13 protein-coding genes are annotated in these 17,577 nt (G+C 68.7%); 6 read left to right on the top strand and 7 right to left on the bottom strand.

Annotated elements, in window-relative coordinates:
* Positions 1-30: 30 nt before the first annotated feature.
* From A5747_RS07125 to ilvA, 3 genes are read left to right on the top strand one after another with little or no spacing between them, the layout of a single operon-like run.
* Positions 31-819 (top strand): DUF6065 family protein, encoded by a 789-nt coding sequence (locus tag A5747_RS07125; protein WP_076122954.1) that lies wholly within the window; start codon positions 31-33, stop codon positions 817-819.
* 10 nt (positions 820-829) lie between these two features.
* A complete protein-coding gene (locus A5747_RS07120; protein WP_076061976.1) occupies positions 830-1,267 on the top strand; it encodes a nitroreductase family deazaflavin-dependent oxidoreductase in 438 nt (145 codons plus the stop codon).
* 43 nt (positions 1,268-1,310) lie between these two features.
* Positions 1,311-2,603 carry a threonine ammonia-lyase gene (ilvA, locus tag A5747_RS07115; protein WP_076122953.1) on the top strand — a complete coding sequence of 431 codons (1,293 nt, stop codon included), beginning with the start codon at positions 1,311-1,313 and terminating at the stop codon, positions 2,601-2,603.
* Between the two features lie 8 nt (positions 2,604-2,611).
* Here ilvA and A5747_RS07110 read toward each other — a convergent pair whose 3' ends face one another.
* Complete coding sequence (locus A5747_RS07110) at positions 2,612-3,307, bottom strand: pyridoxamine 5'-phosphate oxidase family protein (protein WP_076122952.1); 696 nt, start codon at positions 3,305-3,307, stop codon at positions 2,612-2,614.
* 10 nt (positions 3,308-3,317) lie between these two features.
* Here A5747_RS07110 and A5747_RS07105 point away from each other — a divergent pair, with 10 nt between their 5' ends.
* Positions 3,318-4,637 (top strand): aminotransferase class I/II-fold pyridoxal phosphate-dependent enzyme, encoded by a 1,320-nt coding sequence (locus A5747_RS07105; protein WP_076122951.1) that lies wholly within the window; start codon positions 3,318-3,320, stop codon positions 4,635-4,637.
* Positions 4,638-4,711: 74 nt separating this feature from the next.
* The gene (locus A5747_RS07100; protein ID WP_083700203.1) at positions 4,712-6,076 is read left to right on the top strand and encodes an HNH endonuclease signature motif containing protein; all 1,365 of its coding nucleotides are present in this window, start codon (positions 4,712-4,714) and stop codon (positions 6,074-6,076) included.
* Positions 6,077-6,079: 3 nt separating this feature from the next.
* Here A5747_RS07100 and treZ read toward each other — a convergent pair whose 3' ends face one another.
* The 6 genes from treZ to A5747_RS07070 form a co-directional block, all read right to left on the bottom strand.
* Positions 6,080-7,834, bottom strand: a complete 1,755-nt coding sequence (gene treZ / locus A5747_RS07095) for a malto-oligosyltrehalose trehalohydrolase (RefSeq protein ID WP_076122949.1) — start codon at positions 7,832-7,834, stop codon at positions 6,080-6,082.
* Positions 7,827-10,133, bottom strand: a complete 2,307-nt coding sequence (gene treY / locus A5747_RS07090) for a malto-oligosyltrehalose synthase (protein ID WP_076122948.1) — start codon at positions 10,131-10,133, stop codon at positions 7,827-7,829. Before treY ends, treZ begins: the two co-directional genes overlap by 8 nt.
* Positions 10,134-10,136: 3 nt before the next feature.
* Entirely contained in the window at positions 10,137-12,341 is a 2,205-nt protein-coding gene (gene glgX, locus A5747_RS07085) for a glycogen debranching protein GlgX (protein WP_076122947.1), read from the bottom strand.
* Positions 12,342-12,378: 37 nt separating this feature from the next.
* Positions 12,379-14,535, bottom strand: a complete 2,157-nt coding sequence (locus A5747_RS07080; protein ID WP_076122946.1) for an acyltransferase family protein — start codon at positions 14,533-14,535, stop codon at positions 12,379-12,381.
* An 81-nt stretch (positions 14,536-14,616) separates the two neighbouring features.
* Positions 14,617-15,435, bottom strand: coding sequence for an NlpC/P60 family peptidoglycan-binding protein RipD (gene ripD / locus A5747_RS07075; RefSeq protein ID WP_076122945.1), 819 nt, complete (start codon positions 15,433-15,435; stop codon positions 14,617-14,619).
* A 317-nt stretch (positions 15,436-15,752) separates the two neighbouring features.
* Positions 15,753-16,208, bottom strand: coding sequence for a hypothetical protein (locus A5747_RS07070; protein WP_076122944.1), 456 nt, complete (start codon positions 16,206-16,208; stop codon positions 15,753-15,755).
* 62 nt (positions 16,209-16,270) lie between these two features.
* Between A5747_RS07070 and A5747_RS07065 the strand changes: the two genes are divergently transcribed.
* Positions 16,271-17,575: an adenosylmethionine--8-amino-7-oxononanoate transaminase gene (locus tag A5747_RS07065; protein WP_076122943.1), complete on the top strand. Its 1,305-nt coding sequence runs from the start codon at positions 16,271-16,273 to the stop codon at positions 17,573-17,575.
* Positions 17,576-17,577 lie beyond the last annotated feature (2 nt).

Raw genomic sequence — 17,577 nt, 5'->3', positions numbered from 1 at the left:
CCCCCAGCGCTAGACTGCCGCCCGTGCTTATTGAGGGGATTTCCAACGTCTGACAAATCCGACGCGCAGGGCCGCCCGCTGATCGGGTTCATCACGCGGGACAACGCACCCCCGATCGGCCCGGCGCCGATCACGCGGACGTGGATGTCGGAGATGTCGGAGCGGCGGATCGGTTGGCCCAGCCGGTGTCTGCCGATGCTCATCGCCAACCAGAGCGGTTGGGAGCTGCGCAATCCGTGCGCGTTCACGGCCACCTGGATGGATCAGGGCGGCGTGGACGTGCTGGTCGCACCCGATAGTCGCGAGCCCGGCCAGTTCCTGCCGTCCAGCCATTTCGGTAACGGCATCCTGACGTGGCACCTGCCGATGCTGTTCCGCACCCCTCCCGGATACAACCTGTTGGTCCGCGGGCCGGCGAACTATCCGAAGGACGCCGTGTCCCCGTTGGAGGGCGTCGTCGAAACCGACTGGGCGAGTGCGAGTTTCAGCATGAGCTGGAAATTCACCCGCAAGCTGATGCCGGTGCGGTTCGAGGTCGACGAGCCGATCGGCATGATCGTTCCGCAACGCCGGGCCGAGCTCGAGGAATTCGCCCCCGAGCTTCGGCGCATCGAGTCCGACGAGGAGCTGCGGCGCAAGCACGAGCTCTTCCTTCGCTCCCGCGACGACGCGGGGCGGATCCAGGCGGCGGCGGACGTCGCCGGTGGCGAGCGACTGGATTGGGAAGGCGACTACACGAAGGGCCGGCACCGCGACGGCGAGGCCGGCGCACCGGATCACCAGACCCGGCGTCATCTGCGTCCCTTCGCTCAGCCGTAAGGTGAGGGACATGCCGCTTTCAGGTGAATACGCACCCAGCCCATGGGATTGGTCCCGCGAACAAGCCGACAAGTATGCCGAATCCGGCGGACAGGATGCGGCGGACATGAAGGGCAAGCCCATCATTCTGCTGACCACCGTCGGCGCCAAGACCGGCAAACTCCGCAAGACCCCGTTGATGCGGGTCGAGCACAACGGCGAGTACGCCGTCGTCGCCTCGCTCGGCGGGGCCCCGAAGAACCCGGTCTGGTACCACAACATCGTCAAGAACCCGCGCGTCGAGCTGCAGGACGGCGCCGTCACGCGCGACTACGACGCCCGCGAGGTGTTCGGCGAGGAAAAAGCCACCTGGTGGGAGCGCGCCGTCGAGGCCTGGCCCGACTACGCCGAGTACCAGAAAAAGACCGAACGCCAGATTCCGGTGTTCGTGCTGACGCCGGTGAACTGAGCCGCTTTCGCAGGTTGAGGGCGCGACATGGCACGATTGACCGGTGTCCGCTGAACTGAGTCAGAGCCCGAGCGAGTCGCCGCTGTCCGCGGCCGACATCGACGCCGCGGCCAAGCGGATCTCGCCGGTGGTCACGCCCACCCCGTTGCAGCGCAGTGATCGGCTGTCGGCGATCACCGGCGCGCAGGTCTACCTGAAGCGCGAAGACCTGCAAACCGTGCGCTCCTACAAGCTGCGCGGCGCCTACAACCTGCTGGTGCAGCTGTCGGCCGAGGAGACGGCGGCCGGCGTGGTGTGCTCCTCGGCGGGTAACCACGCGCAGGGCTTCGCGTACGCGTGCCGGGCGCTGGGTGTGCGCGGCCGCGTCTACGTGCCGGCGAAGACGCCCCGGCAGAAGCTCGACCGGATCCGCTACCACGGCGGAGAGTTCATCGAGCTGATCGTCGGGGGACGGACCTACGACCTGGCCGCCGAGGCGGCGCTGGCCGACGTGGAGAGCACCGGCGCCACGCTGGTGCCGCCGTTCGACGATCTGCGCACCATCGCCGGCCAGGGCACCATCGCCGTCGAGCTGCTTTCGCAACTCGACGCCCTTGGTGTGGGGGAGCCCGACCTGGTAGTGGTCCCGGTCGGCGGCGGCGGTTGCATCGCCGGCATCACCACGTACCTGGCCGAGCGGACCGCGAACACCGCGGTGTTGGGCATCGAGCCCGCCGGAGCCGCCGCGATGATGGCCGCGCTGGCCGCCGGCGAGCCGGTGACGCTGGACCACGTCGACCAGTTCGTCGACGGCGCGGCGGTCAAGCGGGCGGGAACGCTGACCTACGCCGCGCTGGCCGCCGCCGGTGACATGGTGTCGATCACGACGATCGACGAGGGCGCCGTGTGCACCGCGATGCTCGACCTCTACCAGAACGAGGGCATCATCGCGGAGCCGGCCGGCGCGCTGTCGGTGGCCGGCCTGCTGGAAGCCGACGTCGAGCCGGGCTCCACCGTCGTGTGCCTGATCTCGGGCGGCAACAACGACGTCTCGCGCTACGGTGAGGTGCTCGAGCGCTCGCTGGTGCACCTCGGCCTCAAGCACTACTTCCTGGTGGACTTCCCGCAGGAGCCTGGTGCGCTGCGCCGGTTCCTCGACGAGGTGCTCGGGCCCAACGACGACATCACCTTGTTCGAGTACGTCAAGCGCAACAACCGCGAGACCGGTGAGGCACTCGTCGGCATCCAGCTGGGATCGTCCGCGGACCTCGACGGCCTGCTGGCCCGGATTCGGGCGACCGACATCCACGTCGAGACTCTGCAGCCGGATTCGCCCGCTTACCGGTACCTGCTGTAGACCGGCGGCTAGCGCGAGTAGGCCGCCAGGTACGGCGGCAGCGGGGTAGCGGGATCAAGGTCGTCGTCCGGAACCGGCTTTCCGGCCGACAGGCTCAGCGGCAGCACCCCGGCCCAGTGCGGCAGCGGCAAATCCTCCGGCTCGTCGGCGGGCCCGCCGCGGCGCACCTTGGCGGAGACCTCGACGAGGTCGAGCGCGAGCACGGACGTCGCGGCGAGCTCGCGCGCGTTCGGGGGCCTGCAGTCGGCGGCGCGCCCCGGCGCGATGTGATCGAGCAGCGATCCCAGGGCCCGCCGCTTCTCCTCCGGATCGTCGACCACCCGCGCATCACCCACCACCACGACCGAGCGATACATCAGCGAATGATGTAACGCCGAGCGGGCCAGCACCAGCCCGTCGACCAGCGTGGCGGTGACGCAGACGGGCAGGCCCGACGCCGGTCTATTGACCGCCATGGCGGCCAGCATCGGGCCGCTGCCGGTGGAACCATGCAGGTAGAGGGTTTCGCCGTGGCGGGCATGCGTCGTGGGCAGGACCACCGGCCGCCCGGCGCTGAGGTAGCCGAGGTGACAGATCAGGGACTCGTCCAGGATCCGGTGCACGGTGTCGCGGTCGTAGCGGGCGCGTTCCCGGTAGCGGGTGGGCGTGGTGCGCGGGGTGGGGCGGTAGTCCAATGGATTGCCTCTGCGATTGTAATAGTACATAATATCAACTGTGCCAGTGCAATACAGCATAGCGGGGTCGGGCGCGGAATCCATAGCCGCCGACGTGGAAGAGGCGATCTCGACGGGCAGGCTGGCGCCCGGCGACGCGCTGCCGCCGATCCGCGACCTGGCCGCCCGGCTCGGTGTGAACCCGAATACCGCCGCCGCCGCCTACCGCCTGCTGCGCGATCGCGGCGCCGTCGAGACCGCGGGCCGGCGCGGCACGCGGGTGCGCCACCGCCCCGCGACCACCCCGCGCTCCCTGCTCGGGCTCGACGTTCCCGCCGGGGTTCGCGATCTGTCGACCGGCAACCCGGACCCCGCCCTACTGCCCATCGCAGCGGCCCCCGCTCCCGTCGTCCGCCCGGTGCTCTACGGCGAACCGGCCATGTCGCCCGACCTGGTCGACCACGCCCGCGCGGCGCTGGGCGCCGACGGCGTTCCGGCCGGACATCTCGCGGTGACCAGCGGCGCACTGGACGGCATCGAGCGGGCGCTCACCGCGCACCTGCGCCCCGGCGATCGGGTGGCCGTCGAGGATCCCGGCTGGGCCAATCTGTTGGATCTGCTTGCGGCGCTGGGGCTTTCGGCCGAGCCGGTGCGGGTCGACGACGGCGGGCCGCTGGTGGCCGACGTCACCCGGGCGCTGGATCGCGGGGTGCGCGCGCTGGTGGTCACCAATCGCGCGCAGAACCCGACGGGTGCGGCGCTGTCAGCGGATCGCACGGACGCGCTGTGCGGCGTGCTGTCCGACCGATCCGATGACCTGCTGCTGGTCGAGGACGATCACTGCGCGGGCATCTCCGGCGCCCCGCTGCACACCCTGGCCGGGTCGACCAGCCGTTGGGCCTTCGTGCGCTCGGCGTCCAAGGCGTACGGCCCCGACCTGCGGGTGGCTGTCCTGGCCGGGGACCACCGCACCGTCGAGCGGGTGCACGGCCGGCTGCGGCTCGGGCCGGGCTGGGTGAGCCACATCCTGCAGGCGCTGGCGGCCGGCCTATGGTCGGACGAGGCCGCGACGCGGCTCATCGCCAAGGCCGAAGAGCGATACGCCTCCACGCGCACGCGATTGCGCACCGCCCTGGCCGAGCGGGGGGTCACCGCTTTCGGCCGGTCCGGGCTGAACGTGTGGATCCCGGTCCCGGACGAGACCGTCGCGATCACCCGGCTGCTGGGCGCGGGCTGGGCGGCGGCGCCGGGCACGCGGTTTCGCATTCGCAGCGGGCCGGGCATGCGTATCACGATCGCGGACCTCGCCGCCGACGAGATCGAACCGCTCGCCGATGCCGTCGCCGCGGCGGTGCGCGGAACCGGACGCTCCAGCGTGTAATCCCTTGTGCCACTCTGGTTTCAGTGGTCACCGGACGGCGTTTCTTGTCGGTGGGCCTTCGTAGTGTTTGGGGCATGGGTTCGAGTAGTCGCGAGGAGATCGTCGAGGTCTTCGACGCGCTCAAGACCGATCTGGAGCGTCTGGGCGAGTTGTCTTTTGACGTGTTGACCACCCCGGAACGATTGCGGGCCCTGGAAAGCCTCGAATCGGCGGCCCGCCGGCTGCGGGCCCCGCAGCACACTCTGATCAATCAGCTTGGCGCCCAAGCCGGCCCGGAAGAATTGGGCGGCACGCTGCGTTCGGTGCTGGGCGACCGGCTGCGCATCACGAAGGCCGAGGCGGCGCGGCGCGTCGCGGAAGCCCAAGATCTCGGGCCGCGGCGGGCGTTGACCGGGGAGCCGTTGGCGCCGCGATTGAGTGCGACCGCGAGCGCCCAGCGGGCGGGGCTGATCGGCGACGGGCACGTGCGGGTGATCCGCGACTTCTTCGCCCACTTGCCCGCCGAGGTGGACGTGTGCACCTGCGAGGCCGCCGATGCCGATCTGGCGGAGCAGGCCAGCCACTATCGCCCCGATGAGTTGGCCCGATACGCCCAGCGGATCATGGATTGGCTTAACCCCGACGGGGAGTTCAGCGACGCCGAACGCGCCCGCAAGCGGGGCATCAGTTTGGGCAGGCAGGAATTCGACGGCATGTCACGCCTGAGCGGCATGGTCACCCCGGAATTGCGGGCGGCCATCGAGGCCATGCTGGCCAAGCTGGCCGCTCCGGGCACCTGCAACCCCGAGGACGAAATCCCTGTCGTCGACCAGGAACCCGACGAGGATGCGGTGCGCCGCGACGGCCGGTCCCAAGCCCAACGCAACCATGACGCCTTGCTGGCTGCGCTGCGCGCCCTGTTCGCCTCGGGCGTGCTGGGCCAGCACAACGGGCTGCCGGTGTCGATCATCGTGACCGCCACACTCGAGCAACTGGAGGCGGCCGCAGGCAAAGGTGTGACCGGTGGAGGTTCGCTGCTTCCGATGTCGGATGTGATTCGCATGGCCAGCCACGCTCACCATTACTTGGCGCTCTTCGATAACGCCAAACCGCTGGCGCTGTACCACGCCAAGCGGTTGGCCTCCCCGGCGCAGCGAATCATGTTGTACGCCAAGGATCGTGGCTGTAGTAGGCCGGGGTGCGATGCCCCTGCCTATCACAGCCAAGTGCATCACGTCCGCGGCTGGACCACCACGCGTCGCACCGACATCACGGATCTCACCTTGGCCTGCGGCCCGGATAACCGGCTCGTCGAAAAGGGTTGGACCACCCGCACCAACGCCCGAGGCCACACCGAATGGCTACCGCCGGCACACCTCGATCGCGGCCAACCCCGAACCAACGCGTTTCATCACCCCGAACGATTCCTCCGCGGTCCGGACGACGACGAACCCGTTTGACGTCTACCCGGCGACCCGCAGTATCGCAAGCGAATGCGCCGGCAGCTCTGTGGTTTCCCCACCGACCGTCGGCTCGCCCCACGCCAGCACCAAGTCACCGGCGACCGGCACCGTCACCTGCCCAGCGCCTAGGTTGCACGCGATGCGTAACCGGCCGCGGTGCAACACAATCCAGGCCTGCTCCTCGTCGTAGTCGACGGCGAGGTGGTCCAGCCACGGGTCGGCCAGGTCGGCCTCGGTGCGGCGCAGGGCGATCAGGTCGCGATAGAGCCGCAGCAAGGGGGCATGCTCGCCGGAGCTGACCTCGTCCCAATTCAGCTTGGAGCGCAGAAACGTCTGTGGGTCCTGCGGGTCGGGGACCTCCCCTTTCGTTGAGGCGTCCCAGCCGTGCTCGGCGAACTCGGCTTTACGGCCCTCGGCGGTGGCCCGGGCCAACTCCGGTTCGGGGTGTGAGCTGAAAAACTGGAACGGCGTCGACGCGCCCCACTCCTCACCCATGAAAAGCATTGCGGTGTAGGGAGAGCCGAGTACCAGGGCGGCCTTGATGGCCAGCTGGCCGGCGGTGAGGCCCTGCGACGGGCGATCGCCGAGCGCCCGGTTCCCCACCTGATCGTGGGTGCAGGTGTAGGCGAGCAGCCTGGTCGCGGGGATGCCGGACCCCTCAGAAGTATCCAGCGGCCGCCCGTGCCGGCGCCGGCGAAACGACGAATAGGTCCCGGCGTGGAAGTACCCGCGGCGCAGGGCCTTCGCCAGCGTGGCCAGCGAGCCGAAGTCGGCGTAGTAGCCCTGCCGCTCACCGGATACCGCTGTATGGATCGCGTGGTGGATGTCGTCATCCCACTGCGCGGTGATGCCGTAACCGTTGCGGTCGCGGGGGGTGATCAGCCGCGGGTCGTTGAGATCGCTTTCGGCGACCAGCGACAGCGGGCGGCCCAGCTGCCTTGCCAGCCAGTCGGTTTCGGCGGCGAGTTCCTCGAGGATGTGGATGGCCGTGGTGTCCACCAGCGCGTGTACCGCGTCGAGCCGCAGGCCGTCGGCGTGGAAGTCACGCATCCAGCGCAGCGCGCATCCGATGATGTAGCGGCGCACCTCGTCGGAGTCGGCGTCGGCGATGTTGATGCCTTCCCCCCACGGGTTGCTGGCCGACGAGAGGTAGGGGCCGAAGCGGGGCAGGTAGTTGCCCGAGGGGCCGAAGTGGTTGAACACCGCGTCGATCAATACCCCCAGACCGCGCGCGTGGCAGGCGTCGACGAAGCGCACCAGGCCGTCGGGCCCGCCGTAGGGTTCGTGCACGCTGTACCACAACACTCCGTCATATCCCCAGCCGTGTGTTCCGGCAAAGGAATTGACGGGCATCAGCTCGACGAAGTCGACACCGAGATCGGTCAGGTAGTCCAGCCTTTCGACGGCGGCGTCGAAGGTGCCGTCGCGGGTGAAGGTGCCGACGTGCAGTTCGTAGATCACCGCGCCTTCGACCGATCGGCCGGGCCAGGCGGCGTCGGTCCAGGCCGCCGCCGAAGCGTCCCACAGCTGCGAGCGGGCGTGCACCCCGTCGGGTTGGCGGGGCGACCGGGGGTCCGGCAGGACGGTGGGGTCGTCGTCGAGCAGGAACCCGTACCTGGCGTCCGGCGCCGTGTCGACCGACGTGTGCCACCAGCCGTCACCCGAGCGCGTCATCGCGTGCGCCTCGCCGTCTGGGCCGTTTAGGTCGAGGCGCACCTCCGCGGGTTTGGGCGCCCAGACGCGGAATTCACTCATGGTCGCGCTCCAGCAGGACGACGGGCAGGTCCGCGAACAATTCGGCGGTCGACGTCGGCCCGCTGGCCATGGCGCCGGTGAGGGTGTCGGTCCAGGAGCCCTCGGGCAACGGCAGGACGGTGTTACCCCAGCCGGTTTCGGCCAGCCGCACGGTCCAGCGGGTGACCGCGACCAGGACGTCCTGGCCTTCCCAGCCGCGGCGGAACGCCACCACGTGATCGCCGGCTTCGCCGTCGGCCAGCACGGGAAGGTATGAGCCGCGCAGAAAACTGTCCGGCCGGGAGCGCCGCAGCGCCAGCGCCGCGGTGACGACGCGAATCTTGGGGTGCCGCAACTCTTTCAGCGCGGCCCTGCGGGCTCCGTAGTCGACCGGGCGGCGGTTGTCCGGGTCCACCAGGCTGTCGTCCCACAGCTCGGTGCCCTGGTAGACGTCGGGGATGCCGGGCACCGTCAGGGCGAGCAGCTTCTGACCCAGGGAGTCGCTCGCGGCGTGCGGATTGAGTTGGGCGACAAGCTCGGTCAGTGCGGGCGCCACGGGCCCGTCGAGCACGGTATCCAGCCAGCGGTGCACCTCCTCCTCGAACGCCGGGTCCGGCTCGTTCCACGAGGTGTGTAGGCCGGCCTCCCGGATCGCCTTCTCGGCGTACCGGTGCAGCCGACCGCGCAGCTCTTCGGTGACCTCGCCGCCCACCGGCCAGACCCCGAAGATGTTCTGCCACAGGAATCGCCCGGTCGCGGGATCCGGGGAGGGGGCCGCAATTTCCCAACGGGCGAGAAACTCGGTCCACAGCGACGGCACCTGCGACAGCACGCCGATGCGGGCCCGCACGTCCTCGCCGCGCTTGGTGTCGTGTGTGGTGAGCGTTGTCATCGCCTGCGGCCATGTCCGAGCGCGGGTGGCGGCGCGGTGGTGAAACTCGGCGACGCTCACGCCGAACCGACGCGGCTCGCCGCCCACCTCGTTCAGCGACACCAGTCGCGCGTCGCGGTAGAACAGGCAGTCCTCGGTTGCCTTGGCGGTCACGGCGCCGCACAGCTGCTGCAGGCGGGTGGCAGGCTCTGCGTCAGCGGCCAGCGCCGCGGCGATCAGCTGCAGCGCCGGCCCCAATTGTGGTGCCGCCGCTTGGGTTTCGGCCAGCGCGGTGGGCAGGATCGCGGCCAGGCCAGGGTAGTCGCAGCGGTATACCCCGATGTGGCTGAGCAGGGCGGTCACCGCCTCGGGCAGCTGCGGATGATCGGTGCCGGCCGCTGCCGTGATGGACCTCCGCAGCCTGTCCAGTTCGCTGGCCAGGGTGTCGGTGGCCGCATGGATCTTGAGGTCGCGCAACAGTTCCGGCATCGCGTGATAGTCCGTACCGGCCGATTCGACGAGCGCCGTGAGCGCGGGCGCCCCGGCGGGGTCGATGAAGACCCCGCCCACCTCGCGCAGCGCGTCGTAGCCGGTGGTTCCGGCGACCGGCAGCGTGGGTTCCAGCGCTTCGTCGACGGCGAGGATCTTTTCGATCACGATCCAGGCGTCCGGACCGACGAGGTCGCGCAGCCTTGCCAAATACCCACAGGGATCGGACAACCCGTCGGGATGGTCGATGCGCACGCCGTCGACCAGACCCTCCTCGAACCAGCGGGCGACTTCGGCGTGGCTGGCCTCGAACACCGCGCGGTCTTCCTGCCGCAGGCCGGCCAGCGACGTGATCGAGAAGAAGCGGCGGTACCCACAGACCCCGTTTCGCCAGCCGACCAACCGGTAGTGCTGGCGATCGTGGACCTCCGGTCCGGTGCCACCGCCCGTGCCGGGGGCGATAGGCAAGGCCAGCTGGCCCAGTCGCAGCAGCTCCCCGTCGACGGTCAGGTCGGTGGCGTCGTCGTCGGAACCCAACAGCGGCAGGATGATTCGCCCGTCGCCGACGTCCCAGTCGATGTCGAAGAATGGCGCGTGCGGCGAGGACCGGCCGTGCCGCAGCACGTCCCACCACCACGCGTTCTGCTCGGGTTTGTCGATGCCGACGTGGTTGGGCACGATGTCGACGACCAGGCCCATGCCGCGCGCGCGGGCCGCCGCGGACAGCCGCGCGAGGCCGTCGGGCCCGCCCAGCTCCGGCGACACGCTCGTCGGGTCGGTGACGTCGTATCCATGGCTGGACCCCCGGGCCGCGGTCAGGATCGGCGACAGGTACAGATGTGAGACACCGAGGTCGTCGAGGTAGTCCAGCAGGTTCTCGGCGTCGGCGAGGGTGAACCCGAATCCGCTGGACTCACCGCGCAGCTGTAACCGGTAGGTTGCCCGGACCGGAAAAGCCATGCGTCAGGCGGTCTTACGCAGGATCAGCAACGAGCGGGCCGGCACTTCGAACTTCTCTTCGGCCGCCACGACCGAATCGGCGTCGCCGGCGGGGTGATTCGTGTCCAGCTCGACGGTCCACTCGCGCGCGTAGTCGTCGTGCGGGGCGACGAACTCCACGTAGTCGTCGTGGGCGTTGAAGCACAACAGAAACGAGTCATCGACCACGTGCTCGCCACGGGCATCGGGCGCGGCGATGGCGTCGCCGTTGAGAAACACCGCCACACAGCGATGGTGGAAGCTCTTATTCCAGTCCTCGTGGGTCATCTCCCGCCCGCCCGGGGTCAGCCAGGCGATATCGCGAACCTCGTCGCCGGTTCGGATCAGCTCGCCCTCGAAGAACCGGCGCCGGCGGAACACCGGATGGTCCTTGCGCAGGGTCGTGGCCTTGCGCGCGAATGCCAGCAGGTCGGCGTTCTTGTCGACCAAAGACCAATCCATCCAAGACAATTCGGAGTCCTGGCAGTAGACGTTGTTGTTGCCGTTCTGCGACCGCCCAATCTCGTCGCCATGCGCGATCATCGGCGTGCCCTGGCTGACCATCAGGGTGGCCCAGAAGTTGCGCATCTGGCGGCAACGCAGCTCGACGATCTCCGGGTCGTCGGTGGGGCCCTCGACGCCACAGTTCCACGATCGGTTGTGGCTTTCCCCGTCGCGATTGTCCTCGCCGTTGGCTTCGTTGTGCTTTTCGTTGTAGGACACCAGGTCGTTGAGGGTGAACCCGTCGTGGGCGGTGACGAAGTTGATGCTTGCGCTGGGGCGCCGGCCGGTGACTTCGTAGAGGTCCGACGACCCGGTCAGCCGGGACGCGAACTCGCCGAGGGTTGCGGGCTCGCCCCGCCAGTAGTCACGCACAGTATCCCGGTACTTCCCGTTCCACTCGGTCCACAAACCCGGGAAATTGCCGACCTGATAGCCGCCCTCGCCGACATCCCACGGCTCGGCGATCAGCTTGACCTGGCTGACGATCGGATCCTGTTGCACCAGATCGAAAAACGCGCTCAGCCGGTCGACGTCGTGCAACTCGCGGGCCAGCGTGGAAGCCAGGTCGAACCGGAACCCGTCGACGTGCATCTCGGTCACCCAGTAGCGCAGCGAGTCCATGATCAGCTGCAGCACATGCGGATGACGGGCGTTGAGGCTGTTGCCGGTGCCGGTGAAATCCTTGTACAACCGCAGGTCCTCGTCGACCAGCCGGTAGTAGGCCGCGTTGTCGATGCCGCGGAAGTTGATGGTCGGCCCCAGGTGATTGCCTTCGGCGGTGTGGTTGTAGACCACGTCGAGAATGACCTCGATGCCGGCTTCGTGCAGGCTGCGCACCATGGTCTTGAATTCGGCGACGCTGGCGTCGCGGTTGGACGCGTACTGGTTGTGCGGGGCGAAGAACCCGAACGTGTTGTAGCCCCAGTAGTTTCGCAGCCCCAGGTCCAGCAGCCGCGAGTCGTGCATGAACTGGTGAACCGGCATCAATTCCAGCGCCGTGACATTCAGCGACTTGAGGTGCTCGATGACCACCGGGTGGGCCAGCCCGGCATACGTGCCCCGAAGCCCCTCGGGGACACCGGGATGGGTCTGCGTCATGCCCTTGACATGGGCCTCGTAGATGACCGTTTCGTGATACGGCGTGAGCGGCGCCCGGTCGGATCCCCAGTCGAAAAAGGGGTTGCTCACCACGCTGGTCATCGTGTGGCCGAGCGAGTCGACCATCGGGGGCGTGCCGGTGTCGACCCCGTTGGTGTCCGGGTCGACGGCGCTCATGTCATACGAGTACAGCGCCTGGCCGAACGTGAAATCGCCGTGGAAAGCCTTCCCGTACGGGTCGAGCAGCAGCTTGCTCGGGTCGCACCGGTGGCCGGCGGCCGGATCGAACGGCCCGTAGACGCGAAAGCCGTAGCGCTGGCCCGGGGTGATGTTCGGCAGATAGGCGTGCCAGACGTATCCGTCGACCTCGTCCAGGGGGATGCGCGACTCGCCGCCGTTGGCGTCGATCAGACACAGCTCGACCTTGTCGGCGATTTCGGAAAACAGCGAAAAGTTAGTTCCCGCGCCGTCATAGGCGGCCCCGAGCGGATAGGCGTTGCCCGGCCACACGGTGGGCAGGGTAGGTGCGGACTCTTCCGTATCGGGTTCCGCGACGCCCGAAGTCGCGGGTGGATTGTTCGACGGCATCCCTTGACCTTATCCGCGAGCGCTGGGTGCGGCTGCCTCACCACCAACCGGTGTTCGCCGCGATCTGCCGGCCCAGCTCGTGGGCCATCGTCCGCATGTAGGTGGGGGTCAGGTGGTGAGCGCCGTGGTAGATCAGCACGTTCCCTTCAACCGGGCGGCAGACATCTGCGCGGCAGATGGCGTCCGACATGTCGAGCACCTTGAGCAACGGGAACTGCGTGACGAAATCGAGGGTCTGGTTGTGCTCGGCCAGCGCATCGGAACGCTTGATCGCGCACGACTGCGCGTTGCCGCCCTTGGCCAGGCAGTCCGCCGGATCGAACGGTTGGCCGTTCTTGACCAGCCACGGGGTGTCCCGGATGCCGAGGATCGGAATGTTGTTGTCCGACAACGTTTGCCAGATCCCGATGTAGGTGGCGGGCATCACGTCGCCGGTCTTGATGTTCCACGGCCGCGTCGTTGTCGTGAACACGTAGTCGGGACGGTCGGTGATCAGCTTGCTCATCGTGCGTTGGACCCACTCGCGGCACTGCGGGTAGGGCGCGTTGTTGCCCATGATCAACGGGACTTCCTCGGTGGACAACGGGCAGCCCATCTTGAGATAGGTCACGACCTTGAAGTGGTGCGCGTGGCCGAGCACGTCCAGCGCGGGCAGCCAATGTTCGGCGTGCGAGCCGCCGGCCAGCGCGATGGTCCGGGTGGCCGCCTCGTCGCCGTAGGTGCAGTTGACCACCGCGGGGTTGACGAAGTCACTGATGCACCCATCCCTGGTCGAGACCGGGAGGTCTTGCTTGACCTCCAAGACCGTGGGCCGCATCGGCAGCGCCGGGACCCGCACGCGTTCGGTGAGGGCGCGGGCGCCGGGATAGTCCTGCGGGTTGAGCACGCTGAGTTCCTTGCCCGCGGCGCGCAGGACGGTGACGTGCTGACGCCACGTGAACGACGTCGCGGTGAGCGTGACGGCCAGCAGGACCACCGCGGACCCCAGCGCGATCGTCGGCCGGCCGAACCGCGCCGGCCAGGGGAGCGCCGGGGCGACGTCGGTTTGCCTGCCGCTCGTGGTCCGATACCGCAGCGGGTCCTCGACCAGCCGGGTGGTTAGGTGCGCCAGCACCCCGGACACCAGCAATATGGCCGCGCCTTCGACGAAGCCGGCGTGCTTGTGGCCGGTATAGGACAACCAGAAGATGAGCAGCGGCCAGTGCCACAGATACAGCGAGTACGCCATCGCACCCAGGGCAACAAGCGGCCCCGCCGCCAGCAGCCGATTCGGCAGCGGCAGCCGGCCGTGCAGATTGGCCCCCGCGAGGATCATCAGCATGGTGGCCCCGACCGGGACCAGCGCCCATGGGCCGGGGAATTCCCTGACGCCGTCGATCAGGGCGCCGCACGACACGACGGCCGTCAGTGCGACGGCGGCGACGGCGGTGCGCAGCCACATCGGCCAGCGGACGTAGGGCACCACCGCACCGAGGAGCGCGCCCAGCAGCAGCTCCCACGCCCGCGCGAAGCTGTCGTAGTAGGCGATCGATTGGTTGTCGAGATGCGCGACGATCGCGTACCCGAACGAGGCCACCGTCAGCACGGTCAGCAGCACGATGAACAAGGTCCGCAGGTGTGCGCCGAGCCGGCGCCTGAACAGGTAGGCGCACCCGGCCACCAGCAGCAGGAAGGCGATGTAGAACTGGCCCTGCACTGACATCGACCAGATGTGCTGCAACGGGCTGACGGCTTCACCGGCGCGCAGATAATCCGCCGCGGTGTTGGCCAGCTCCCAGTTCTGGTAATAGCCGAGGCTGGCCAGGCTCTGGTCGGCGAACGTCTCCCAGCGGGTTTGCGGTTGCACCAGGATGGTCAGCAACGCGCACCCGGCCAGTACGACGACCAGCGCGGGGACCAGCCGGCGGACCAGCCGCGTCACTTCCGCGATCGGTGACAGCGAAACGGCCGGGTCGAGCGCGGCGCGGAGAATCTTGCCGCCGAAGAAGAACCCGGACAGGGCCAGGAACACGTCCACGCCGCCGGAAACCCGCCCGAACCAGACGTGGAACATCGCGACGAGCGCGATCGCGATGCCGCGCAGCCCGTCGAGGTCGTAGCGATAAAAGCCCGACCTTGCCACCGTCCCTGCCGCCCTGGCAGCGACCGGATTCGCGGTGGCGATCGGCGGCGGAGGCGGCGGCAGGGTCGGCATGGTCGACCGCTAATTTACCGAAAACGCCACCCGCTCCTCAGCGCGAGGAAGCGGGTGGCGGCTGGTCGGGCGGCTGAGGGGTTATCGCACGGTACCGACCTGGGGTTGCCACGGTGCCTGCTGCACGGGCGCCTGCTGCACCGGCGCCTGCTGCGTCGGCGCGGGAACTTGTTGCAGCGGTGCCTGTTGCAGCGGTGCCTGTTGCAGCGGTGCCTGCTGCGTCGGCGACTGCTGTAGCGGGGCCTGCTGTGTGGGCAGCTGCTGCATCGGAAGCTGCTGGCCCGGGGTTTGCTGGGCCGGAACCTGCTGGGCCGGAACCTGCTGGGCCGGCACCTGCTGGGGGGTTTGCTGAATCGGCGCTTGCTGCAAGGGCGCCTGCGGCCCCGCCTGGGTTCCCAGGACCCGCACCAGGTAGGGGGTCATGCCGTTGCTGCGCACCGGCGAAACCTGGACGACGTCACCCACCTCGAGCATCTGGTTGTTCCCCAGGTACATCGCGACACTCTGCGTGCCCTCCGGGCCGTAGAAGATCATGTCGCCCTTGCGCGCCTGCGACGGCAGGACCTTCTGGCCGACCCGGTAAATCGCGCCGGAGGAACGCGGCAGCTTGATCCCGGCACCCGCGTAGGCGTACTGCATCAGGCCCGAGGCGTCGAATCCGACGGTGTTGATGCCGGTGCCCGTGCCGCGACTCGGGCCGTTGACACCGCCGCCCGCCCACGAGTACGGCACGCCGCGCTGCGACAGACCGCGCTGGACCACGATGTCGGTGACCTGCTGGTAGTCCATCTGCCGGGCGCCGGGGTCGGCGGCGGCCAGGCCGTAGGTGGCCAGGCCGGCGGTCGCCATCGGGGCCGCCAGCATGGCCAGGCCGATGGCGAAGGAGTAGATGCGTTTCATCGGAGTGCAACCTCTCTGGGCTCGCTCGGGTCGATGGCGACGACCACCACGCCGGGGTCGAACGCCGCCTGATGACTCGGAACGTGAATCAGTCGGTCGCCCGTTGAATCACACCAGTCACTACAGACACTTTTACAACAGAAGTTGCACGCGGAAAATAGCTGGTGAGCCCCACGCGGGATTATTTGTCGGACCGTGACCGGACGGTGACTGGCGCGTCCAATCCCGCATGCGCCGTTGTGATTTCGGTCTCATATCGGTGCGCGGCCGCAAGGTTGGACGAACGTAACCGCGGCCGCGCGCTCAGCGCCGATGACTCAGTGCCAATAACGCTGGCTGAAAACGGTGATCATCGAGGCAGCGGCCGAGCTGACCACCACAATGGCCAGCGCCAAAACGGGCCAGAACGACATGTACCAGCCCTTCAGCAGGGAAACGAAGGGACCGATCCCCGCCGCGGCCACCGCCGCGCCGACGCCACCCCACACCAGCGGATAGATGTACATGTCGATTCCATATGGCACCGGCCCGCACGTCTCGTCCGAGCACACCTCCGGCAGGAAGCCGTAGAGCTTCGACGGCCAGCTCGTCGCCGTGGCCAGGACGATGAGCAACGCCAGCAGCACGACGGTGCAAATCACGTCCCAGGCAGCTACCCGCAGCCGGATGACCCTTGGTGGCTCGGACCGGGATTCGTCGGCGTCGTAGGGCACCGCGGGAGGCTCGGCGGGGTCGTCGGGACGCGGGTGGTCGGGCTGACGCGGCGAAGCCATGCCGTTAGATGCTTCCCGATGGCCGGAGTTTGCGCGACCCGACTGCTTTACGCTCGGTCTCTATGCCTGCGGCGAGGGCCGGGTTGACGCCCGAGCAAATCAGTGCGATCGACGCCGCGCATCTATGGCACCCCTACAGCACGATCGGCAGCGAGGCGGTCGCGCCCGTGGTGGCCGTCGGCGCCCGCGGCGCGCGCCTGATCCTGGTCAGAGACGGCACCCAGATCGACGTGCTGGACGCGATGAGCTCCTGGTGGACGGCGATTCACGGCCACGGCCATCCGGTACTGGACGCGGCGCTGGCCGCGCAACTGGGGACCATGAACCACGTCATGTTCGGCGGGTTGACCCACGAGCCCGCGGCCCGGCTGGCCCAGCTGCTGGTGCAGATCACGCCGGCGGGCCTGGAGACGGTTTTCTTCAGCGACTCGGGGTCGGTGTCGGTGGAGGTCGCCGTCAAGATGGCGCTGCAGTACTGGCGCAGCCGCGGCCGGCCCGGCAAGCACCGGCTGATGACCTGGCGCGGCGGGTATCACGGTGACACCTTCACGCCGATGAGCGTCTGCGACCCGGACGGCGGCATGCACTCGTTGTGGACCGACATCCTGGCGCGGCAGGTGTTCGCCCCGCAGGTGCCACGCGAACACGACCCCGCCTACAGCGCGGCGTTCGAGGACCAGCTGGCCTCCTACGCCGACGAACTCGCGGCCGTGGTCGTCGAACCCGTCGTGCAGGGAGCCGGCGGGATGCGCTTCCACGACCCGCGCTACCTGCGCGACCTGCGCGACATCTGCGATCGCCACGACGTCCTGCTCATTTTCGACGAGATCGCGACCGGCTTCGGGCGCACAGGTGAGCTCTTCGCCGCCGACCATGCCGGGATAAGCCCGGACATCATGTGTGTCGGCAAGGCGCTCACCGGCGGCTACGTCAGCCTGGCCGCCACCCTGTGCACCACCGACATCGCGCAGGTCATCAGCTCCGGCGAGGCGGGCGCGCTCATGCACGGGCCAACCTTCATGGCCAACCCGCTGGCCTGCGCGGTGTCGGTGGCCAGCGTCGAGGTGCTGCTCGGCCAGGACTGGCGTTCGCGGATCGCCGAAATCGCCGGGGGACTGGCCGACGGCCTCGAACCCGCCCGCGCGCTGCCCGGCGTGAAGGACGTCCGGGTGTGCGGCGCCATCGGCGTCATCGAGTGCGACCGAACCGTCGACCTGGCCGTCGCCACCCCCGCGGCGCTCGACCACGGCGTCTGGCTGCGCCCGTTCCGCAACCTGGTCTACGCGATGCCGCCCTACGTCTGTTCAGCCGACGAGATCGCGCGGATCAGCACGGCGATGGTCGAGGTCGCGCGCCTCGTGCGGTAAAA

Origin of the sequence: Mycobacterium sp. IS-836, from assembly GCF_001954275.1 — a bacterium.
In the GTDB taxonomy this organism is placed as follows: domain Bacteria; phylum Actinomycetota; class Actinomycetes; order Mycobacteriales; family Mycobacteriaceae; genus Mycobacterium.
This window is presented reverse-complemented; position numbering and strand designations above follow the sequence as displayed.